This is a genomic window from Marseilla massiliensis, assembly GCF_016899955.1.
GTDB lineage: Bacteria > Bacteroidota > Bacteroidia > Bacteroidales > Bacteroidaceae > Prevotella > Prevotella intestinigallinarum.
This window is the reverse complement of record NZ_JACJJL010000019.1, coordinates 1-22,233: the sequence shown is the minus strand read 5'-3', so window position 1 is coordinate 22,233 and position 22,233 is coordinate 1. Positions and strand designations below refer to the sequence as shown.

Genomic DNA, 22,233 nt, shown 5'->3' with positions numbered 1-22,233 from the left:
CTTTATATCTAAATTTTAAGATGTACAAAGATAGTACATTATTCTTAATTGTTTCAGAGAATATTCAAGAGATTTTATTTGTTATATCAAAAAAAATTGAGACCTTTGCATAAGAATCCTAAAACTTACATGTATGTACGGTAAATTTCAAGACTTTTTGGCTAATGAACTCTCTGGCATAGAGGCTGCCGGCCTGTACAAAAGAGAGCGTGTGATAACAACTCCACAGAGTGCAGACATCAAGGTCAATGCCGGGGAGCGTGTGCTTAACTTTTGCGCAAACAACTATTTGGGCCTTTCTGACAACAAGAGGCTGATTGATGCAGCAAAGCAGGCCATGGACAGCCATGGCTACGGTATGTCGTCGGTGCGGTTCATTTGTGGCACACAGGATTTGCACAAACAACTCGAAGAGGCTGTCTCCGACTATTTCCACACGGAAGACACCATTCTTTATGCTGCCTGCTTCGATGCAAACGGCGGATTGTTCGAGCCTCTTTTTACTGAGGAAGACGCCATCATCTCCGACTCGCTGAACCATGCCTCAATAATCGACGGCGTGCGTCTGTGCAAGGCCAAGCGATATCGCTATGCCAATGCCGACATGGCCGACTTGGAGCGCTGCCTGCAGGAGGCCCAGGCCCAGCGCTTCCGCATCATTGCCACAGACGGTGTGTTCTCAATGGACGGCAACGTGGCGCCGATGGACAAGATATGCGACCTGGCCGAGAAATACGACGCGTTGGTAATGGTTGACGAGTCGCACTCTGCCGGCGTGGTAGGCCCGACCGGCCGTGGCGTGGCTGAGCAGTTCAATGTCTACGGTCGGATAGACATCTTTACAGGTACCCTTGGCAAGGCTTTCGGTGGTGCCATGGGAGGATTCACAACAGGAAGGAAGGAAATAATTGACATGCTGCGCCAGCGCTCGCGCCCCTACCTGTTCTCTAACTCGGTGGCCCCGGCCATAGTGGGGGCGAGCATAGAGATGTTCAAGATGCTCAAGGAAAGCAATGCGCTGCACGACAAGCTGGTGGAGAACGTAAACTATTTCCGTGACAAGATGATTGCCGCCGGCTTCGACATAAAGCCTACGCAGAGTGCCATTTGCGCCGTGATGCTTTACGATGCAAAGCTCTCGCAGGAGTTTGCTGCAAAGATGCAGGACGAGGGTATTTATGTTACAGGTTTCTATTATCCTGTCGTTCCAAAGGGGCAGGCCCGCATCCGCGTACAGCTGTCGGCCGGGCACGAGCGTGAGCACCTTGACAGGGCCATCGCTGCGTTTGTGAAGGTAGGCAAGGAACTTGACGTCATCAAGTGACTCCGCTTCAGGCAAACCGGGCTTGCATCAGCCCGGTTTGTTTGAAACGTTGGCAACATCCCCAATACATTCCATCCTGTTGTCGCCACGACGCCTGCTCGCAATGGCTGGGCCAAATGTGCAGGCCCGTATGCCAGGCAACAGGATGGAACTGCATTTTGCCGTGTCGACAGGGTAGGGGAAAAAGCATACAGGTTGTTGTCGTTTCCGGTTGGCGCAAGGCGGTTCAAGGCAGCTGGCTCGCTTTGGGTTCGTTTCATGAAATGGCCGGATGGATAGCTGATAGTCATGTTATGATGTTTCCCCTTTCAAATAAGCATAAATGGGAAAGGCCCGTGCCACCGGCAGTTGGTGTCGTTTAGCTCGTTCATGTCAATTCTTTTGGCCATTCGGCGTAAATGGCCCTTTCGGTGTGTCTTGGCCAAAGAGCGATACACCGTGATGAGGACAGTTGCAGGATGAGAGTTCCGTGGTGCCCATCGTGCAACTGCCCCGTTTTTATGTCAGAACGCCGGTCCCTCGCCCGGTGGCAGCATTCCGCCGAACGGGTCGTAGTCGTTGGGCAGTTCGGGTGCAGGGCCGAGGTCGCCGTTGATGCGCGACCCCAGTATCTCGCCTCCGGCCGCCGGCGTCGACTTGCCCAGGCGTGTGTCCTCAGGGTTCTCGAATCGTGTGAACTCTCCGCGGAATGTGAGCAGCACGTCGCCCGTGGCACCCTTACGGTGCTTGGCTATGATGATTTGCGCCATGCCGTGCAGGTCGCGCCCGTTTTCGTCTTCGTAGATGTGATAGTATTCCGGCCTGTGTACGAAGAGCACCATGTCGGCGTCTTGCTCGATGGCTCCCGACTCGCGCAGGTCGCTCAGTTGCGGGCGCTTGCCCTCCAGTCCCTCGCGCGACTCCACGCCACGGTTCAGCTGCGACAGTGCCAGTATTGGTATGTCGAGCTCTTTGGCCAGTCCTTTCAGCGAACGCGAGATGGTAGAAACCTCTTCCTGTCGGCTGCTGAACCGCATGCCGTTGGCGTTCATCAGCTGCAGGTAGTCAATCATGATGAGCTTCACTCCGTGCTCGCGCACCAGTCGGCGGGCCTTTGTTCGCAGCTCGAATACCGACAGGCCCGGTGTGTCGTCCACATAGAGCGGTGCTCCTATCAGGTTGTTCATGCGCTTGTCGAGCCGGTCCCACTCGTCGGGCTGCAGCTGTCCGTTTAGTATTTTGCTTCCCTGTATCTCGCAGCAGTTGGATATCAGTCGGTTTACGAGCTGCACGTTGCTCATTTCGAGCGAGAAGAAAGCCATCGGAACCTTGTAGTCGGCGGCAATGTTCTTGGCCATCGACAGGGCGAACGACGTCTTTCCCATGGCCGGGCGCCCGGCAATGATGACAAGGTCGCTGGCCTGCCATCCGCTGGTTATGTCGTCCAGCTTGTGGTATCCGGTGGGCACGCCCGTCAGTCCGTCCTTGTTGGCGGCCGCTTTCTGTATCACCTCGACAGCGTTCTTTATCACAGGGTCTATCTGCGTATAGTCTTTCTTCATGTTGCGCTGCGAGAGCTCAAACAGCGAACCCTCGGCCTCCTGCATCAGGTCGTCGATGTCGGTGGTGTCGTCGAAGGCCTTGGTCTCTATGACGCTGGCAAACGATATGAGCTGCCTGGCAAGGTATTTCTGGGCGATGATGCGAGCGTGATACTCGATGTTGGCCGACGAGGCCACGCGCGAGCTCAGCTCGGCCACATATACCGGGCCGCCCACTTCGTCGAGGTCGCCGTTCTTGGCCAGCTGTTCGGTGACGGTGAGCACGTCGACCGGGCGCTCGGCCATGCTCAGGTCGCGCACGGCGGCATACACCTTCTGGTTGCGCGGCTCATAGAAACTCTCTGGGTAGAGCATCTCGCAGACCACCGCGTAGGCGTCTTTGTCAATCATTAGTGCCCCGAGCACAGCCTTCTCCACGTCGGTGGCCTGTGGTTGCAGGTGGCCGTAGGTATTGTCGACGGCCGCCGGTTTTCGTTGCCGTCGCGGCCTGTTGTTGTCTTGTTCTGCCATTGTTTTTTTCGGTTTTGGCTGCAAAGGTACAAAAAAGCGCGCAATGTGCCCAGCGTAGGTGCCTAAAAAACACCTGCGGCAGGTTGCCTCGCCGGCAGGCTGGCTTGCCGCCGTGGTGACGGCAATGCCGGGGTGGCTTTTTGTCTGGAAGGATATGTAGACAAGCTGGTTGACCTGCTGCTGCCCAGCAGGCAGTTTTTTCTGAAAAGACTCCACCCGCCGGGGAGCCCCGAATGGACTGTCCCGGCGGGTGGAACGGCATGTCTTGCAGTATGAAACGGCCTATTCGGCAATGCCGACAGGCATGCAGATGAGCGGTTTCAGCTCGGCCTTTATCCCGAGGAACTTCTGCATGGCCGTCACGTCGTCGCCCGCATAGCAGCACACCGTGGCCAGCCCGTTGGCAGCGCAGTGCAGGTAGACGTTCTGCATCACGGCGCCGGCGTCGATGCCGCATATGGCCATGTTGCCGCCTTGCAGCGAAGTGTCTGAGGCAATGACTATCACCACGGGCGCCGTCTTGATGAAGGCGTTGCGCTTGGCTGCCTCGCCCCTGAGGTCGCCGTTGCCAATCTTCACGAGCTTGTTGCCCTTGGCGTCGTAGCGGTAGGTGCCGTCGGCCTTGCCCACATATACAGTTATGTCTTGCTTGTTGCGTGCCGATGGCACGGTGAGGTGGCCGTCGGGCCTGTTCACCCCGCAGGCAGCCCACAGCAAGTCGGCCAGCTGCTGGTCGGTTAGCGTCTTGTCGCTGAACTTGCGCACCGACTTGCGGTCTTGCAGTGCCTTGCTCAGCGAGCCTTCGGTGGTGCTTTTCTGTGGTGCGGGCAATACGGTCTCCTGCGCGCACGATGTGGCCGAGAATGCCGTCAGCCCCACGATGGTGGAGAATATGACGGCTGCGAGATTGTTCTTTTTCATGTTCTTGTAGATTTAAATGTAGTCCGCCTGATAATGCAATCGGCCCTGATGCAAGCTGGCCTGACCATTACCGCGTGCGGCTTGAATATTGCAAAGATACGGAAATGACTTTGAAAACATGAAAAAGCGCAGCCTTTTTTGCTTTTGTTAGGCAATTTTGGCATTGGTGCGCAGTGGGGCGTCAGTGTGCCCCGGCCCATGTAGCCTGCAGGCCTCGGTCCGTGGTTGCTGTCACGGGCTGAGGCCTGCTGCGGGGGGTGTCGGGCGCCTACACGAACAGGCGGCCTATCTGGTATATCAGTGCCGACACAATCCATGCCAGCGCGGTGGTGTAGACGGCTGTGAACGCAGCCCATTTCCACGAGCCGCTTTCGCTCTTGACGGCTGCAATGGTGGCCAGGCATGGGAAGTATAGCAGCACAAACGTCAGGTAGGCAAAGGCTATCAGCGGCGTTATGCCGTCGGCTGTCATCTTGTCGTACAGGTTGGCATACTTCGGCGTGTTGTCGTCGGCCGTGTCGTCGGCCACGCTCTCGTCGCCGCTGTAGAGCACACCCATTGTCGAGGCCACAATCTCCTTGGCCCCTACGCCGGCCACGAGGCCCACGTCGAGCTTCCAGTCGAAGCCCTGGGCGCGGAACGCTGGCTCTATGGCCTTGCCTATGCGCCCTATGTAGCTTTGTTCCTGTTGTTGCTGCTGGCTGAGGCTGTCGTCGTGGGGGAAGTAGCCCAGCGCCCACACCACAATGCTTGCAAAGAGAATGATGCCTCCCATCTTCTTCAGATATTGCTTGCCTTTCTCCCATGTGTGGCGGCCAATGGCCTTGGCCGTTGGAAAGCGGTAGGGCGGCAGCTCCATCACGAAGGGCGTGTCTTCGCCCCTTATGAGCCACCGGCTGAGCACCCGGCTCACCACCACGGCCATGACGATGCCTATGGCGTAGAGCGATATCATGATGAGGCTTTGGTATTTAACGGCGAAAAACGTGCCGGTGATCATTATGTAGATGGGCAGCCGCGCCGAGCAGCTCATCATCGGCAGTATGAGCATGGTGATGAGTCGCGAGCGTCGGCTCTCGATGGTGCGTGTGGCCATGACGGCCGGCACGTTGCATCCGAAGCCCATGATGAGCGGTATGAACGACTTGCCGTGCAGCCCCATCTTGTGCATCAGCTTGTCCATGATGAAGGCGGCGCGCGCCATGTAGCCCGAGTCTTCCATGAACGATATGAAGCAGTAGAGTATGAGTATCTGCGGCAGGAACACAATGACCGCCCCCACGCCGCCTATGATGCCGTCGGCAATCATGGCCTTGAGGGGCCCGTCGGGCAGGGTGGCGCTTACCCACTCGCCAATCATGCCCACGCCGGCCTCAATCCAGTCCATGGGATACTGCCCCAAGGTGAATGTCACCTCGAACATCACGTAGAGCAGCAGGAAGAAGATGGGGAAGCCGGCATACTTGTTGGTTATTATCTTGTCGATGAAGTGCGTCAGCTGGTATGTGTCCTGCTTGTTGCCGGGCTCGTAGCCGGCCTCTTGCAGTGCACCGTGTATCAGTCCGTACTTGGCGTCCATGATGGCCGTCTCGGAGTCTTCCTTGGTCTCTTCGAGTATCTTGCGCGCCTCGCGGTCGCGCACTTCCATTATTTCTTTTGCGTTGGGCAGCCTCTCTACGGCCTGCTCGGTGTCCTTGTCCATCTCGAGCAGCTTGATGGCCAGGTAGCGGGTGGAGTATTTGTGGCGTATCTGCTCGTCTTTCTGCACCTCGCGCTTTATGGCCTCGATGCTCTCTTCGAGCGTCTTTCCGTGGTTGAGGTGTACGTGGCGGAACACGCTGTTGTTGGGCCTGGCGCCGTGGGCGAAGTCTTCCGTGTGGTCGGTTTCGTGCGAGCCCTCATACCGCTTGTGCCAGTTTTGTATCTCGGCGGCCACCTCGGGGTTGATGTTTCCGTCCTTGTCGATGAAGTCGACGCCCTCGTACATGTTGATGATGATGTGGAAGAGCAGGTCGACGCCTTTGCCCGTCTTGAACACCGTGGGTATCATCGGCACGCCGAACAGCTGACCGAGCTTGTTGTAGTCGAGCTTGTCGCCTCGCTCCTCAAACTCGTCGAACATGTTTAGCGCGCAAACCATGCGCAGGTTCATGTCGACGAGCTGCGTGGTGAGGTAGAGGTTGCGCTCAAGGTTGCTCGAGTCGATGACGTTGATTACCACGTCGGGGGTCTTGTCTATTATCTGCCGTCGAACATACAGTTCCTCGGGGCTGTAGGCCGACAGCGAGTATGTGCCGGGCAGGTCGACCAGGTTGAATGTGTAACCCTCAAACTCGGCGTGGCCCTCCTTGGCATCCACAGTCACGCCCGAGTAGTTGCCCACGCGCTCGTGGGCTCCCGAGGCAAAGTTGAACAGCGACGTCTTTCCGCAGTTGGGGTTGCCCACCAGCGCCACGTTGATGGTACGGCGTTTTTTCATGGCGGCATCGTGCAGCTGCTTGTCGGTGAGCTGCGTTGCACCGCCCTCGTTTTCGGTGGATATCTCCGGTTTGTTGAAGTCGGGTTCTGAGTTTTCTTTTTCAAGTAGCTTGACCTCTTCGGGTGATATGATTTCTATCATCTCGGCCTCGTTGTGGCGTAACGAGACCTCATATCCCATTATCTTGTATTTCACGGGATCCTGGAGCGGGGCGTTGAGCAGCACCTCTACCACCTTGCCCTTGATGAACCCCATCTCTACTATGCGCTTGCGGAAGCCGCCATGTCCGAGGACTTTGACGATGACTCCGTATTCTCCTGTCTTTAGTTCTGAAAGTCTCATTTTTCTGCTAATATGATGCAAAATTACAAATTAGCGGCAAGAAACACGAAAGGTAGCCCCCCATTTTTGCCAAAATACCTATAAATGGCCATCGCTGTCAGTCGGCACTGAAATAATTTTCAATCTCGCGTGCCGCAGAGTCACCATTATTAGGTATGTCGGATATCACGCGTCCGTGCTCGAGCAGTATGATTCGCGTGCTGATGTTGATTGTGTGCGCAAGGTTGTGGCTGCTTATCAGTATGGTGGCGCCTTTCTCGCGGTTGTATTCTTCGACCACCCTCTTCAGCCTGTTCTGGCTTTGCGGGTCGAGATAGTTGAACGGTTCGTCGAGTATGGCCACGCTTGGCGATGTGGCGAATGCGGCCATGATTCCCGCCTTCTGTCGGTTGCCGGCCGACAGGTCGCGTATGAGCTTGTGTTGCCCGAGCACCTCGCCGGCGTCGAATGCCTCAAAGCGCTCCAGGTTGCGCTTCATCTCGTCGGTGCCCAGCCCTGATATCTTTGCCAGGAACGCAAAGTATTCATCGGGCGTAAGGTAGTCTATGAGGAAGCTCTCGTTGAGGTATGCCCCGGTGAACAGCTTCCACTCCTCGCTGCCGGCCACGTCGACAGGCCCTTGCGCGGCGCATGCCGTCGGGTGGTGGGGTGGTGGTGTGGTGGTGACGTGCCCCGTGTCGGGTTTGGCCAGGTCGAGCATGAGCCTGAACAGGGTGGTCTTGCCGGCACCGTTGTTGCCCACAATGCCCACTATCTCGCCGTCGGCAATGTCCAATGACTCAATGTCGCAAGCCGTGGTCCGTCCGTACGACTTCTTAAGGTTTGCTATGCTTATCATCGTTCCATGGTTTTTTGCCATGCCCTTTGGCGCTGCCGGTGCCCTTGCGGGCGCCGCGCCGCGGGGGCGTGGCATGGGTTGGGGTGATGAAAAAAGCGTTTGGAGCGGCATTGCTCCAAACGCTTTTTGGCGTGCCGTCAGACGAGTCCGCGTCCGTGGCAGTTCTTAAACTTCTTTCCGCTGCCGCAAGGGCAAGGGTCGTTGCGTCCCGGCAACTTGTCCTTTACTATGGGCTCGCGCTGCTGCTGGGCCCTCGTGTCTTGCGCTGCAGCCGCTGCCTGGTTGGGGTCGGTGAGCTGTTCCTCGTCGAGGTTGCGCTTGGTCTCGGTATACCGTGGCTGCTGCGGCTTCTCGTCGGGCTCGGCTTCCTTCACGCTCTGCTGCATTTCGGGTATGGCGCTGCGCATAAGTATGCTCGTGATGCGGTTGTTCATCGTGTTGACCATGCTGTCGAATAGCTTCACGCTTTCCAGCTTGAAGATGAGCAGCGGGTCTTTCTGCTCGTAGGATGCGTTCTGCACGCTGTGCTTCAGCTCGTCGAGCTCGCGCAGGTTCTCCTTCCAGCAGTCGTCGATGATGTGGAGCAGTATCACCTTTTCAAACTGTTTCACCACGCTCTTGCACTCGGTGTCGTAGGCTTCCTTGAGGTCGCAGGGTATGTTGTACATCCTGCGGCCGTCGGTTATGGGCACCATGATGCGCTCATACAAAGAGCCTTGCGTTTCATACACCTGCTTTATTATGGGCCATGCCACGGCCTGGATGCGCTCGGTCTTGCGCTTGAAGTCGGCCATGGCCACCTGGAAGGCGTTCTCGGCCAGGTCTTCGCGCTTCTCGTTGGCCAGTTGCTCGTCGGTGAACGGCACTTCCATGGCGAGAATCTTGAGGAACTCTTCTTTGCAGCCCTCGTAGTCGTTTTGCTCTATGATGTTCACCACGCGGTCCCAGATGATGTTGGATATGTCCATGCCGATGCGTTCGCCCATCAGAGCGTGGCGGCGTTTCTCGTAGACCACTGTTCGCTGCTTGTTCATCACGTCGTCGTATTCGAGCAGCCGCTTGCGTATGCCGAAGTTGTTTTCCTCTACCTTCTTCTGCGCGCGCTCGATGCTGCGCGATATCATCGGGCTGTCAATCATGTCGCCCTCCTTGAACCCGAGCTTGTCCATCACCTTGGCAATGCGCTCAGAGGCAAATAGGCGCATGAGCTTGTCTTCGAGCGACACGTAGAACACCGACGAGCCGGGGTCGCCCTGGCGGCCTGCACGTCCGCGCAACTGGCGGTCTACGCGGCGGCTTTCGTGGCGCTCGGTTCCGATGATGGCCAGTCCGCCTGCGGCTTTCACCTCGGGCGAGAGCTTGATGTCGGTACCGCGTCCGGCCATGTTGGTGGCAATGGTCACGGCTCCGAGGCCGTTGGTGCTTTGTCCGGCCTGCGCCACGATGTCGGCTTCCTTTTGGTGGAGCTTGGCGTTGAGCACCTGGTGTGGTATCTTGCGCATGCTGAGCATCTTGGAGAGCAGCTCGGAAATCTCTACCGACGTGGTGCCGACGAGGGTGGGGCGCCCGCTGTTGCGCATCTTCTCAATCTCTTCGATCACGGCGTTGTACTTCTCGCGTGCCGTCTTGTAGACGCGGTCGTCCATGTCCTTGCGTATCACGGGGCGGTTGGTGGGTATCTCCACCACGTCGAGCTTGTAGATGTCCCAGAACTCGCCGGCCTCGGTCGAGGCCGTACCCGTCATTCCCGCCAGCTTGTGGTACATGCGGAAGTAGTTCTGCAGGGTGATGGTGGCGAAGGTCTGTGTGGCGGCTTCCACCTTGACGTGCTCCTTGGCTTCGATGGCCTGGTGCAGTCCGTCGCTCCAGCGGCGTCCTTCCATGATGCGGCCCGTCTGCTCGTCGACAATCTTCACCTCGCCGTCGATTACCACATACTCGTCGTCTTTGTTGAACATGGTGTAGGCCTTGAGCAGCTGCTGCAGCGTGTGCACGCGCTCGCTCTGCACGGCGTAGTGGTTGAGCAGCGCGTCTTTCTTGTCGAGCCTTTCCTGGTCGGTAAGGCCGGTCTCGGTCTCAAGCTCCGAGAGCTGCGACGCGATGTCGGGCAGCACGAACAGCGTGTTGTCGTTGACCTGCCTTGCAAGCCATTCCGTACCCTTGTCGGTGAGGTCGCACGAGTTGAGTTTCTCCTCTACCACGAAGTAGAGCGGCTCAACGGCCTCGGGCATGCGGCGGTTGTTGTTCTCCATGTATATCTCCTCTGTCTTGAGCATGCCGGCCTTGATTCCTTCTTCCGAGAGATACTTGATGAGCGGCTTGTTCTTTGGCAGGGCCTTGTGCGAGCGGTAGAGCGAGAGGAAACCCTCGTCGACGAGCTTCTGGTCGTTTTTCTCGCGGCCTTCGCTTATCTTCTGCTTGGCGTCGGCCAGGTATTGCGTGGCCAGCTTGCGCTGCACGTCGACGAGCCTTTCTACCAGCGGCTGGTATTCTTCAAACATCTGGTCGTCGCCCTTGGGCACGGGGCCAGAGATGATGAGCGGCGTGCGGGCGTCGTCGATGAGCACCGAGTCGACCTCGTCGACGATGGCGTAGTTGTGGGCGCGCTGCACGAGGTCGGCCGGCGATATTGCCATGTTGTCGCGCAGGTAGTCGAAGCCGAACTCATTGTTGGTGCCGAAGGTGATGTCGGCCTGGTATGCCTTGCGCCTGGCCGGCGAGTTGGGCTGGTGCTTGTCGATGCAGTCTACCGACAGTCCGTGGAACTCGTAGAGCGGGCCCATCCACTCGGAGTCGCGCTTGGCCAGGTAGTCGTTGACCGTCACCACGTGCACGCCGTTGCCCGTGAGGGCGTTGAGGAACACCGGCAGCGTGGCCACGAGCGTCTTTCCCTCACCTGTGGCCATCTCGGCAATCTTGCCTTGGTGCAGCACCACGCCTCCGAAGAGCTGCACGTCGTAGTGCACCATCTCCCACTTGAGGTCGTTGCCTCCTGCCGTCCAGTGGTTGTGGTATATGGCTTTGTCGCCGTCTATGGTGATGAAGTCCTTGCGGGGGTCGGCGGCCAGTTCGCGGTCGAAGTCGGTGGCCGTTACCACCGTCTGCTCGTTCTGGGCGAAGCGGCGAGCCGTTTCCTTCACGATGGCAAACACTTCGGGCATCACCTCGTTGAGCTTCTGCTCGTAGATGTCGAGTATTTCCTTTTCGAGCTTGTCTACCTGGTTGAAGATGCCCTCGCGCTCGTCGATGGGCGTGTCCTCAATCTTCGATTTGAGCTCGGCAATCTGGTCTCTCTGGCTTTGCGCAGAGCTTTGCACCCTGTGCCTGATTTCTTGCGTCCGGGCCCTGAGCGAGTCGTTGTCAAGCTTCTCTACCTCGGGGTAAACGGCCTTGACTTTCTCTACAAGGGGTTGGATGAGCTTCATGTCGCGTGTCGACTTGTCACCGAACAGCGACTTAAGGATACTGTTGAAATTCATTTTATGTCGTTTTTTTATTTTCGTCTTGTTGGCGTTTAGGCTGTCGCCTGCAAATTTACGCTTTTTTTGTTAATTATTGGCAATTAGCCTTGTAAATTGGAGTGTGAGTTTGGCGTGGCGGCGTTATTTTTGTGTTTGCGGTGCCGTTTCGGCCTCTGCGTGCCGCCATTGCCTTGGTTTGTGGCGTGGTGCCACAGCCGTTTGCAGATTCTGTTGTAAGCATGTTTCACCCGTCGGGCTGTTGTGCCAGGATGCCTGTGCCTCGGCCTTATGCGGCTTACTTCCAGGCGGTTGTGCACCTGTGCTCGGTTTGCGGTCCGAAACGGCCTGTATCGCTTGGCCTTTCGGGGCGTTCCGTACGCCGAAACGGCCCGTTTTGCGGGCCTTTCGGCGCCGTGGCGTAGTGCCATGCTGTGTTTTGTAAAAAAAGAATCCTTGCTGGTTGTGCCACCACTGCGGCCCCGTTGGCGCTTTGCCTGTGTCTGTAGGTTTGCGTCATGCTGTGCGCGCTGTCTCACGCAGGCATGACTGTCAGAACAGCGGGGCCGATGAGCAGGCGTTGGGTGCCCTAATGCGTATGGCCTTGGCAATGGTTGGGGCTATACGGTCGATGGTGACGTGGTCGGAAAGGCGTTCGGCCTTTGTGCCCGCGCCATATATTATGATGGGGAATTGTGTGAACGAGGCCCGTTGCAGCTGGCTCTCAAGGTTGTTTTCGTTGTACAGCCTCCAGCCCGGGGCCACTTCTATGAGTATGTCGCCGCAGCGCTCCGGGTGGAAGCCGTTGCGGGTCTTGTAAATGTTCTCGTCGCCGCTCGAGAGCAGTTGCAGCGATGTGTATACGTTGCGCACGCCCGATATCTGGGCCAGGAACTCCTTGGCGCGTATCGTAGCTTCCGAGAAGCTCACGCGCTTTTGCTCAAACAGGTTGTGGTTTAGGAATATCTGCGTTCCGAAGCATGTCTCGACATATTGCGCGGGGCCCCACAGTGCCCCGAAATACATGTTGAGCAGGTTGGCCGTGCGGTTGATGTTGAATGTGCCCGACGGTATGTTGTATTTGGCGTAGTCGGCGTTTTCCTCGTCGCTGTAGCCCGTGCTCGTTATGACAAACAGCACCTGCTGTGCGCCCACCCTGCGCTCGAGCTCCCTTATTAGCCGGCCTAATTCCTTGTCGAGCCTAACGTATGTGTCTTGGAGCTCCATCTGACATTCTGTCACAGTCTTGTGGTCGAAGTTGCCGGCATAGTATGTCACGTTGAGCAGGTCGGTCACATTGTCGATGCCCATGGCGTTGGTGCTGGCGCATTGCAGCGCCATGTCGGTGACGCGTTGGTTGACAAGGCCGCTGGCCTTGAACTCCCTGTAGCGGCGTTCGCCGTCGAAGGTGTGCTTGAACGGCTTTTGCACGCCGCCGTTCATGAAGTAGCTGAAGTTGCCCGACAGCATGTTGACAGGCTCCCATGTCTTGTTGTCGATGCTGTTCGAGTGTATGTTGTTGTACGCCTGTATCCATGACGGCGTGGTCTTGAAGTAATAGTTCGACGAGCACCAATAGCCGTTGTTGTTGTCTATCCACAGGGCTCCGTCGGCGGCATGGCCGGCCGAGAGCACGGCGGCGTCGCGGAACGGGGCCACGGAATATACCACGGCACCGCCGTTGGTGGCCACTTTCAGTTCGTCGCCAATGGTAGATGTGCCCAGGTTCTTGGGCGACGAGCAGTCTTGGGTCAGGTATCCGCCGTATTTGCTGTCGTTAACGCAGAACACCGGGCGCAGGGTCTCCTTGTCGAGCCAGCGCGCCCCGATTATGCTGTTGTAGTAGGGGGTGGTGCCCGTGGCTATGGCGGCCACGGCCGATGCCCTGTCTATGGGCGAGAAGGGGTAGGAGGCGTTGGCATAGACCATCCCTTTGGCAAAGAGCATCTTGAAGCCGTCGCTGCCGTAAAGCGGGGCGAAGGCCTCCAGGTAGTCGGTGCGCAGCTGGTCGATGGCTATGTTCACCACCAGCTTGGGGGCCGACTGTATCGTCTGCGGCATCTCTGCCTTGCTTCCGGTGGCGGAGAAGGCGGCGAGCAATGTCAGTGAAATGTATCTATACTTCATCCTTGTTTATGTCTGTTTGGGTGTTGTTTATGTGCTAACGCCAGGTGCACCATGCATCTGGACAGCAAACATAGTGCCACAATTTCCATTCCCTCGGCGTAGTCTTGAAATATTGCCCCGGCCAGGAACAGCACCGACAGTGCCGCAGCCAGCCGCCAGTAGGTGGTCCGGCCCTTCATCACCGATGGCATGAAGAACAGCGGCAGCGGGTTGAGCAGCAGCACCTGGAGGTTGGTGCTCGTGGTCGGGTGCTCGGAGAAGAGCAGTGCCGTGACTATGATGCCTGCCACGCCGGTGCATGTGAGCAGCAGGGCGTCGAAGGCCCTGTATGCCTTTTTCTGCCTCAGTTCTGCGGCTGCAACAGCCAGCGACACTAATAATAATATGGTTGCACACTGGCGTGGAGTGAGCGGAAACGGGCTTTTTGCCTCAGGAAGCACAGTGTCGACGGCCACGCGTGTCTCCTTTACCAGCGGGCGCCGGCCCTCGGTGGTGGCTATGGTGGCCCTGTCGAAGTCGCGCATCAGGTATTCCGGCAGGAACTGCTGTTGCCGGCTGTCGGCGTGCTTGTCGGCTTTGGCGCCGAGGCACAGGTCGTTGCCGAACGTCGCCCAGCGGTGGTTGCCGGCCATGGCGTGTATCATCTGCCTGTAGGTTGTGGCCTCCAAGCTGTCGTTGGGTGCATACTCTATTGTCCCCGCGACGCATCTCTCCACCATGTCGCGTGCCCTTGTCGTGCAGTTGTCATAGAAGAAGTTGTACCTGTATGTGCGGTTTTCAGGGCGGTAGTTGTCGGCCAGCGCATCATAGAGGCGCCTTTTCTCGTCTGCCGACAGGTTGAGCACCTGCTCGGTGACGGCCCGCCCCTCCCTGCGGTATTCCTCGCGGAAGGCGTTGAAGGGCATCACGCCGAGCTCATAGTCGGTTAGCCCGAACACAAAGCGTAGCGCGAAAAACGGCTTCTTGAAGCTGAACACGCCATAGTTGAATGTCCAGTCTTCGCCCGTGCGCAAGTCGTGGTACCTCAGGGCGGTGTGGCCGTAGAGGCTGTAAAGTTCATTGCCGGGGGCACAGGTCAGCAAACTCACCTCGATGGAGTCTGTTCGCCTTGCCTGCTCTTGGGCGGCGGCGGTAATGGGCGTGCCGAAAACGACGGCCATTACGGCGGCCATGAAGGCTTTCAATATGTATGCTGACTGTTTCACGCTGCAAAATTACTTTCTTTTTTCCATTCGCCGTGCCATTATTCCGATTTTTTTCAATAATTTTGCAGGCGGTAAGCGAACGGACAGCACGATGAACCTAACGATAGACATAGGCAACACCTGCACCAAGCTTGTTGCTTTCGACGGCGACGAGCCTGTCGGAGAGATGAGGATGGACGACGGCGAGCTGCACAAGTTCGACGGCTTTTGCGCCGGCTATCCCTTCGAGCGCGGCATCTGTTCGTCGGTGGTCGACGTGCCAGAGGGCTTGCGCCGCAGGCTGGAGGCAGCCCCTTTCCCGGTCATGAGGCTTGTGTCGGGGGTGACGCCCGTGCCTGTAAACAACAGGTATGCCACCCCGCTGACCCTCGGCACCGACAGGCTGGCGGCAGTGGTCGGGGCCCATTTCAAGAGCGGTGGCCGCGATGCGCTGGTAATAGACGTGGGCACGTGCATCACATACGACTTCATCACTGCCGCAGGCGACTATCTCGGGGGCAACATCTCGCCAGGGCCAACAATGCGCCTGAAGGCCCTCGGGGCTTTTGCCGGGGCGCTGCCCGTGGTCGACAGAAAAGGTGACACGCCGCCGATGGGCTACAGCACCGAGACAGCTATCAGAAGTGGAGTGATGCGGGGCGTAACCTACGAAATAGAAAGCTATATTCGTGATTTTATATTAAAATGCCCCGGGCTTTTTGTTTATTTAACGGGTGGAGTGCAACTTGATTTGCATATCCCAGAAAAAAAGTGCATCTTTGCAGACAATTTCATAGTTCCTTACGGTCTCAACCGTATTCTCCTCTACAATGAAGAAATCGCTTTCAATGAAAAGAACAGTTATTTGTAGTATCGCGCTGGGCTTTGTCTCGGTGGCGGCCATGGCGCAGAGTGGTACAAACTCTCCATACAGCCAGTACGGCATAGGTATTCTCTCAGATCAGTCGCAGGGCTTCAACCGCGGCATGAACGGCCTGGCGCTCGGCTTGCGCTATGGCAACCAGGTCAATTCACTTAACCCTGCGTCTTATTCGGCCATCGACTCGCTGAGCATGATATTCGACGTGGGGCTCTCGGGGCAGATTACCAACTTCAAGGAAGGCAACATAAGCCGCAATGCCAAGAACGCCGACTTCGAGTATGCCGTGGCTGCTTTCCGCGCATTCCCCAAGGTGGGCATCAGCGTTGGACTTATTCCGTACACCAACATCGGCTACAACTACGCCAACTCATCAAGGGTGGGAACGTCTGAGACCACCACCACCGAGACGCACTCCGGCTCGGGCGGCATCCACCAGGCTTACATAGGAGTGGGCTGGAACGTGTTCGGTGGGCTGTCGGTGGGAGCAAACTTTTCTTACCTTTGGGGCTCGTACGACAAGACTGTGTCCATTTCGAGCAGCGACAGTTATGTGAACACCATGCAGCGGACGTACAGCGCGAGTGTCAGCAACTACAAGCTTGATTTCGGATTGCAGTGGCAGCAAAAAGTGGCAAAGGCCGACTGGCTTACCCTCGGCGCCACCGTCGGCATCGGCCACAAGCTCAACGCCGACCCGCAGGTGACCACAACGACGTCGAACAGCCAGACGGGGGTGTCGTCAGACTCTACGTTTACGGTGGGCAACGGCCTGGCTGTGCCCATGACCTACGGCGTGGGCTTGGCATGGACCCACTCCGACAGGCTCACAATAGGTGTTGACTACACCCTGCAGCAGTGGGGTTCGGTAGACATACCCGAGACCGATGCGGCCACGGGCGACTACGTCCTGCGCAGCGGCTTGCTCAAAGACCGCCACAAGTTTACCCTCGGCGGCGAGTGGGTGCCCAACACGACGAGCCTCAGGTTCTTCGACAGGGTGCGCTACAGGATAGGCGCCTCGTATGCCACACCTTATATTAAGATTAACGGCATGGACGGCCCGAAAGAGTACAGCGTGAGCGCCGGATTCGGCATACCCATCACCAACTCGTGGGAAAACCGCTCTTTCCTCAACATAAGCGGGCAATGGGTGCGCTCCGAGTCGAAGGCATTCGTCACCGAGAACATGTTCAGGATAAACATAGGCATTACCTTCAATGAGCGCTGGTTCATGAAGTGGAAGGTAGAGTAAATCGTAGTCAGGCAGTGTTTACGTTTGGCAAGAGTGTTGCTATGAGGCTTTGCATGTGGTGCCTGGCGTTGGCTTCGGCATTGCCTGCCATGGTTTCGTGCACCGAAGAGAAGGAGCATCCGGCGCCGGCCATCTACGACCGCGACTCGGTGTCGGTGATGGTAAGCTACGGTGTCAATACGCTCATATCCGACTCTGGTGTCATCAAGTACAGGATTGTCACCGAACGGTGGGATGTGAACCAGGTCAGGCAGCCGTCACGCTGGACTTTCATCAAGGGCTTGTTTCTCGAACAGTTTGACGAGAAGTTCCATGTAGAGGCTTACATACAGGCCGACACAGCCTGGTATTACGACAAGATGAAGCTGTGGGAGCTGCGCGGACGGGTGCGTGTGCGCAATGTCAGGGGTATGATATTCCGCAGCGAGGAGCTTTTCTGGGACGGAATAACCCACGAGATGTACTCCAACAAGTTTTCAAGGCTCGTCACCCCTGAGCGCACGCTTGAGGGAACATACTTCCGCAGCGACGAGCACATGACCCACTACACTGTGTCTAACTCTAAGGGGTCGTTTGTCAAGTCTGACATGGAGAGCGAGCCCGCTGCGCCTGCCGACACGGCAAAGGGCGGCGACACGGCTGTGGCAGCCCCGCCAGTGCGACCTGCCGCCGTGCCCCGGGCGGCCACCAGCAAGCCCAGGTGAGCCTCGTGCCCGGCGCCAGGCCACATTGCGGCGCAATGCCCTTGGCCCAGTGCATTCCGAAGTCACGTGAAGCAGGCTTTGCCCCGGCATCACTGGGGGCGGCGAGCCGCCGGACTTTTTTGCCTGGCCTTGCGCCCCAATGATTCATTTCACCGTCCTGCCATGTCCGGATTGTCAGCTCCGGCAAGGCAGGACGGGCCGTTTCATATTCCCGTCCTGCCCGTTTTGCATTCCCCAACGCCCCGTTTTGCATTCCCGTCCAGCCCGTTTCACACTGCCCGTCGGTAAGTCTTAACCCCGCTGGACACCGGCTGGCGGCCTCCGGGGCCATCGTGGTCGGTGCCTTTCGGCGCCATCGGTGCCGGGTGGCGGTGTCGCCCATGCAGCTGGCAGGGTGCTGCCCGTCTTCAGGCCGCCATGTCTGCCGTTAGGCGTTGGCGGTGTTGACTGTGTTGCCGCTGTGCTTGCGTGGCAGCCCATTATGCTGCTTCTCAACGTGTTTCGATATGCAAGAAAACTTGGTTGAGAGTATTTTTTCCGTAAATTATGTCGCCATTTGGCATAAATTTAGTAATTTTGCCAACTAAAGTGGCTGGGGGCATATTTTACCCTGCCGCAGATGAATCCATAGACTAAAATATAAAACAAAAAATAATAGTAAAAAAGTAATGGCAGCATTAGGAACAATCAGAAAAAGAGGCGTCACCTTGATTATAATAATAGGTCTGGGCCTCTTTGCATTCATTGCCGAAGAGATGTTCCGCTCATGCGAGGCAACAAACAATGAGCGGCGCTTGCAGGTAGGCGAAGTGTTAGGTGAGAAACTCTCTGTGCAGGATTTCCAGAGCCTGATAGACGAATACCAGGAGGTAATCAAGATGACACAGGGGCGCGACAACCTCGGCGAAGACGAGATGAACCAGTTGAAAGACCAGGTTTGGAACAATTATGTGAACAACGCCATCCTCGAGTCGGAGGCCAAGAAGCTGGGCCTTACGGTGACGAGGGAAGAGTTGCAGAACGTGCTGAGGGAAGGAACAAACCCCATTCTCATGCAGACTCCGTTTGTAAACCAGCAGACCGGCCGCTTCGATGCCACGCTCCTGACCAAGTTCCTCGACGACTATAAAAAGATGGAGGGCGGACAGAACCCGCAGATGGCAGAGCAATACAACACTATCTACAAGTATTGGAAGTTCATAGAGAAGTCGCTCCGCCAGCAGACATTGGCCATGAAGTACCAGAACCTGCTGACGGGCTGTCTGCTGTCTAACCCCATCTCTGCCAAGATGGCGTTTGAAGGCCAGACCGATGAGAGCAACATACAGTTGGCATCTATGGCATATTCAACCATCAACGACAACGACGTGAAGGTTAGCGACGCCGACCTCAAGGCCAAGTATGACGAGCAGAAGGAGATGTACAAGCAGTATGTAGAGAGCCGCGACATCAAGTATGTTGAGTTCCAGGTGCTGCCCTCGGCTGCCGACAGGAAGGCCATGATGGCCACCATGACCGAGGCACAGCAGAAACTGCAGGCCGGCAACGAGCCCGCCGAGGTGGTGCGCAAGGCACAGTCGCAGTATGCTTACGTTGGCTTGCCCGTTACCCGCAAGGCATTCCCGCGCGACATAGCAGCCAAGATTGACTCGATGGCCGTTGGGCAGACCACCGCTCCGTTTGAGACCACTGCCGACAACACCCTCAATGTGGTGAAACTCATATCCAAGACACAGCTCCCCGACTCGGTGGAGTATCGACAGATACAGATAGTGGGCGCTACAGTAGAGGCCGGACGCAAGACCGCCGACAGCGTTTATGCTGCCCTGCAGGCCGGAGCTCCCTTCGACTCGATTGCCAAGAAATACAGCCAGACTGGCGCAAAGCAGTGGCTCACCACAGCCATGTATGAGAATTCGCAGACCGTTGACGCCGACTCGAAGATCTATCTTGAGACACTCAACACGCTGGGCGTCAACGAAATCAAGAACATTTCGTTTGCCCAGGGCAACGTCATCGTGCAGGTGCTGAGCCGCAAGGCCATGGTCGACAAGTATGTCGCTGCCGTTGTGAAGCACACCATCGACTTCTCCAAGGCCACATATTCTGCCGCCTACAACAAGTTCAGCCAGTTTGTGAGCGGCAACCAGACCGTTGAGGACATGGAGAAGAATGCCGGCAAGTTTGGCTACAAGGTGCTTGAGCGCAAAGACCTGTTCAACTCTGAGCATACTGTGGCAGGCATAAGCAGCACGGGCGAGGCCATGAAGTGGATATTCGACGCCAAGGCAGGACAGGTTTCGCCCCTGTATGAGTGCGGAGCCAACGACCATCTGCTCGTGGTTGCCATGACAAAGATTCACCCCGTGGGCTACCGTGCCCTCGACGACGTGAAGGACATCGTGAAGGCCGAAGTGGTTCGCGACAAGAAGTACGACATGCTCAAGGGCAAGCTGGCCGGTGCCAAGAGTGTTGCCGACGCCAAGGCCAAGGGCGCCCGCGTAGACACAGTAAGGCAGATAACGTTCAGCGCCCCTGTCTTCGTATCGTCTACAGGTGCCAGCGAGCCTGCTTTGAGCGGTGCCGTTGCAGCCACCAAGAAGGGTGCTTTCTGCCCGAGCGTCATCAAGGGCAACGCCGGAGCATACATGTTCCAAGTTGTTGACAAGAAGCAGCGCCAGGGAGCCAAGTATGACGAGAAGGCCATGGAGATGCAGCTGCGCCAGCAGGCCATGCAGGCTGCAAGCCGTTTCATGAACGAGCTCTACATCAAGGCTGATGTGGTAGACAACCGTTACATGTTCTTCTGAAAGACATAGTGACATTATATGTGGGCGGGGCAGCATATTGATGCTGCCCCGTTCTTTTTGTTACGAATGTTCTGTTGTGCCGCTTTCGGTATGATTGCGTTATGGTGTGGGATTGCTTTTTGGCTGTCAGTGCCGGTGTCAGTTGCCTGATGCGGCCCTGATGCCGTCCATGAACTTGTTGAATGAGTCGAAGTCCTTGAAGTCTCTCAGGTCAAAGTCAGTGTTGATAATGCGTCCGTCGGGAGCTACCAGTTCGTTGTGTGGGATGCCGTTGAACTCAAACAGGCTCATCAGTCTCTTGTAATCGGTGTTAGGTATGCGCAGATTCACCTCTCCCTGCAGGTTTTCCTTTACATATTTGTCGTATGCTGACTGCGGCGACTCGTCCTCGCTGGTGATGAATATCAGTTCGACATCGGCCAGTGTGGCTATTGAGTCGCGCAGTTTGCCGCTGCGTTCGATGGCCATCCTGCACGGGCCGCAGCCTGTAGACCAGAAGTCAATGAGCACATATTTGCCCCTGTACTTGCCTGTGAGGGCCCTGAAAATATCTGTGCCCTGCCCTTCGGGCAACTCGTATGCCGACGCTACAGGCTTCTGCAAACGTTTGATTTGCCCATCCAGCACATGGTGCAGATAGGGCAGGGTGGTCAGTTCGGTGCGCTTGGCCATGCTCTTTGTTGCCTCTTCCGGATTGTCTTGATAAGCCTTGCGGTTGTATTTTGTGTTGGTCCATGTCAGTTGTAAGAATAGCGACGGGCTGTCGGCTCCGAACACGGCCTTGTCGGCGGCAATGGCGGCACTGTCGGTGGCTGGAACGAATTTGCCCTGTGCGGCAGTGTCGTCCATGAAGCAGATCGGGCCGTGATGCTTGTATCGGTTTATGAGGAAGTAGAGACGTGAGGTGCATGGAAGGCAGGCCGTTGCGTCGGTGGGCAGATGCCTCATGAAATGATAGTCATCAGTATTGGTGTCTATGGCAAATCCGTTTATGTATCGGTAGTCAAAGCAGTCGGTGCAGGCGTCTATCATGGTGTAGGCATTTAGCAACTTGCGCTCTTCTGCCGTCAGCCCGTGGCTTCCGGATATGCTGTCAACCATGCCTTTCAGGCTGTCAATCTGCGTTTCCGCCCATGCTGTGAACTCAGCAAACGTAGACTTTTGTGCCATTGCCCGCTTCGCCTTGTGGTTTATCTTCGGCCTTAAGCCCTCGTTGGACATCAGTTCCAGCAACCTCTTGTGGTTCGTCGGCTCCTCGTAGTGTGCCATGCCGGTGCTGTCGATGGTCACGTTGGCTGTGTCACCGGGGCAGGCGTAGAAATACAGAATGTTGTCGCCATGTACCACATAGTCGAATATCGGGTAATCCAAGTCGAGAGATATGCAGAACGACCCGTCGGCGGCCACGTCGTAAGTCGTTGGCTTGCTCTCGCCGGTGACGCCGTTGTATCCGTAGTATTCTATTATCTCGGGGTGATTGCCGGTGAATCGCCCCAGCAGTACACTTCTGCCATGACAAAAGAAACTGTCGGCCACGGCCGTTTGGGCATTGTCTGTGGTTTGGGTCGGCCTGTTGGTATAGCTGTTTGCGCTTCCGGCTGTTCCGGTCATGAGCATCACAGCGGTTAAAATTACAGTCTGTCTTTTGTTCATTTCCTTTTTGGTTTAACGTGAGTTCGATTAATTATAACTATTTGTAAATTTGGTGATTAGCGGAAATTGTTGTAACTTTATAGTGTTCAAGTACAAAGTATTACAAACAATAATCGCTATGATCACCGATGACAAAGTTACAGAATTATTTTGTATGGCGGACGACTTCTGCAAGTTTTTTGATGCAATGATGGAAAAATATACGCT

General features: G+C 56.5%; 13 protein-coding genes and 1 pseudogene. 6 read left to right on the top strand and 8 right to left on the bottom strand.

Features of this window, described 5'->3' with window-relative positions; translation table 11 throughout:
• Nucleotides 1-133 precede the first annotated feature (133 nt).
• Nucleotides 134-1,324, top strand: a complete 1,191-nt coding sequence (gene kbl, locus H6B30_RS11120; protein WP_205110605.1) for a glycine C-acetyltransferase — start codon at nucleotides 134-136, stop codon at nucleotides 1,322-1,324.
• A gap of 503 nt (nucleotides 1,325-1,827) precedes the next feature.
• On the opposite strand, the gene dnaB is transcribed toward kbl, so the two are convergent.
• From dnaB to H6B30_RS11085, 7 genes are all read right to left on the bottom strand, one after another.
• Complete coding sequence (dnaB, locus tag H6B30_RS11115) at nucleotides 1,828-3,375, bottom strand: replicative DNA helicase (RefSeq protein WP_205110603.1); 1,548 nt, start codon at nucleotides 3,373-3,375, stop codon at nucleotides 1,828-1,830.
• 282 nt (nucleotides 3,376-3,657) lie between these two features.
• Nucleotides 3,658-4,296, bottom strand: a complete 639-nt coding sequence (locus H6B30_RS11110; protein ID WP_205110601.1) for a nitroreductase family protein — start codon at nucleotides 4,294-4,296, stop codon at nucleotides 3,658-3,660.
• Nucleotides 4,297-4,564: 268 nt separating this feature from the next.
• Nucleotides 4,565-7,117: a ferrous iron transport protein B gene (feoB, locus tag H6B30_RS11105; protein WP_205110599.1), complete on the bottom strand. Its 2,553-nt coding sequence runs from the start codon at nucleotides 7,115-7,117 to the stop codon at nucleotides 4,565-4,567.
• Nucleotides 7,118-7,214: 97 nt separating this feature from the next.
• Nucleotides 7,215-7,955, bottom strand: coding sequence for an ABC transporter ATP-binding protein (locus tag H6B30_RS11100; protein WP_205110597.1), 741 nt, complete (start codon nucleotides 7,953-7,955; stop codon nucleotides 7,215-7,217).
• 137 nt (nucleotides 7,956-8,092) lie between these two features.
• The gene (gene secA / locus H6B30_RS11095) at nucleotides 8,093-11,434 is read right to left on the bottom strand and encodes a preprotein translocase subunit SecA (RefSeq protein ID WP_205110595.1); all 3,342 of its coding nucleotides are present in this window, start codon (nucleotides 11,432-11,434) and stop codon (nucleotides 8,093-8,095) included.
• Between the two features lie 531 nt (nucleotides 11,435-11,965).
• The gene (locus H6B30_RS11090; RefSeq protein WP_205110593.1) at nucleotides 11,966-13,540 is read right to left on the bottom strand and encodes an alkaline phosphatase family protein; all 1,575 of its coding nucleotides are present in this window, start codon (nucleotides 13,538-13,540) and stop codon (nucleotides 11,966-11,968) included.
• Complete coding sequence (locus H6B30_RS11085; RefSeq protein ID WP_338088983.1) at nucleotides 13,537-14,745, bottom strand: Lnb N-terminal periplasmic domain-containing protein; 1,209 nt, start codon at nucleotides 14,743-14,745, stop codon at nucleotides 13,537-13,539. Before H6B30_RS11085 ends, H6B30_RS11090 begins: the two co-directional genes overlap by 4 nt.
• 91 nt (nucleotides 14,746-14,836) lie before the next feature.
• Here H6B30_RS11085 and H6B30_RS11080 point away from each other — a divergent pair, with 91 nt between their 5' ends.
• The 4 genes from H6B30_RS11080 (at nucleotide 14,837) to H6B30_RS11065 (ending at nucleotide 20,373) form a co-directional block, all read left to right on the top strand.
• Nucleotides 14,837-15,595 carry a type III pantothenate kinase gene (locus H6B30_RS11080; RefSeq protein WP_205110591.1) on the top strand — a complete coding sequence of 253 codons (759 nt, stop codon included), beginning with the start codon at nucleotides 14,837-14,839 and terminating at the stop codon, nucleotides 15,593-15,595.
• Nucleotides 15,573-16,859 carry a BamG family beta-barrel-assembly machinery protein gene (bamG, locus tag H6B30_RS11075; protein ID WP_205110589.1) on the top strand — a complete coding sequence of 429 codons (1,287 nt, stop codon included), beginning with the start codon at nucleotides 15,573-15,575 and terminating at the stop codon, nucleotides 16,857-16,859. Before H6B30_RS11080 ends, bamG begins: the two co-directional genes overlap by 23 nt.
• A gap of 41 nt (nucleotides 16,860-16,900) precedes the next feature.
• A complete protein-coding gene (gene lptC, locus H6B30_RS11070) occupies nucleotides 16,901-17,563 on the top strand; it encodes an LPS export ABC transporter periplasmic protein LptC (RefSeq protein WP_205110587.1) in 663 nt (220 codons plus the stop codon).
• A gap of 668 nt (nucleotides 17,564-18,231) precedes the next feature.
• Complete coding sequence (locus H6B30_RS11065; protein WP_205110585.1) at nucleotides 18,232-20,373, top strand: peptidylprolyl isomerase; 2,142 nt, start codon at nucleotides 18,232-18,234, stop codon at nucleotides 20,371-20,373.
• 138 nt (nucleotides 20,374-20,511) lie between these two features.
• Here the strand turns inward: H6B30_RS11065 and H6B30_RS11060 are convergent, their stop codons facing one another.
• Nucleotides 20,512-22,026 (bottom strand): TlpA family protein disulfide reductase, encoded by a 1,515-nt coding sequence (locus tag H6B30_RS11060; RefSeq protein WP_205110583.1) that lies wholly within the window; start codon nucleotides 22,024-22,026, stop codon nucleotides 20,512-20,514.
• A 118-nt stretch (nucleotides 22,027-22,144) separates the two neighbouring features.
• Here H6B30_RS11060 and H6B30_RS16825 point away from each other — a divergent pair.
• Nucleotides 22,145-22,233: pseudogene (locus H6B30_RS16825) on the top strand (transposase); the annotation flags it as partial.

What these genes read in the sequence shown, in the direction of transcription:
- lptC (WP_205110587.1), top strand. Translation starts at nt 16,901, where the DNA reads ATGAGGCTTTGCATGTGGTGCCTGGCGTTGGCTTCGGCATTGCCTGCC.
- dnaB (WP_205110603.1), bottom strand. Translation starts at nt 3,375, where the DNA reads ATGGCAGAACAAGACAACAACAGGCCGCGACGGCAACGAAAACCGGCG.
- H6B30_RS11065 (WP_205110585.1), top strand. Translation starts at nt 18,232, where the DNA reads ATGGCAGCATTAGGAACAATCAGAAAAAGAGGCGTCACCTTGATTATA.
- feoB (WP_205110599.1), bottom strand. Translation starts at nt 7,117, where the DNA reads ATGAGACTTTCAGAACTAAAGACAGGAGAATACGGAGTCATCGTCAAA.
- H6B30_RS11090 (WP_205110593.1), bottom strand. Translation starts at nt 13,540, where the DNA reads ATGAAGTATAGATACATTTCACTGACATTGCTCGCCGCCTTCTCCGCC.
- H6B30_RS11100 (WP_205110597.1), bottom strand. Translation starts at nt 7,955, where the DNA reads ATGATAAGCATAGCAAACCTTAAGAAGTCGTACGGACGGACCACGGCT.
- kbl (WP_205110605.1), top strand. Translation starts at nt 134, where the DNA reads ATGTACGGTAAATTTCAAGACTTTTTGGCTAATGAACTCTCTGGCATA.
- H6B30_RS11110 (WP_205110601.1), bottom strand. Translation starts at nt 4,296, where the DNA reads ATGAAAAAGAACAATCTCGCAGCCGTCATATTCTCCACCATCGTGGGG.
- secA (WP_205110595.1), bottom strand. Translation starts at nt 11,434, where the DNA reads ATGAATTTCAACAGTATCCTTAAGTCGCTGTTCGGTGACAAGTCGACA.
- bamG (WP_205110589.1), top strand. Translation starts at nt 15,573, where the DNA reads ATGAAAAGAACAGTTATTTGTAGTATCGCGCTGGGCTTTGTCTCGGTG.
- H6B30_RS11060 (WP_205110583.1), bottom strand. Translation starts at nt 22,026, where the DNA reads ATGAACAAAAGACAGACTGTAATTTTAACCGCTGTGATGCTCATGACC.
- H6B30_RS11080 (WP_205110591.1), top strand. Translation starts at nt 14,837, where the DNA reads ATGAACCTAACGATAGACATAGGCAACACCTGCACCAAGCTTGTTGCT.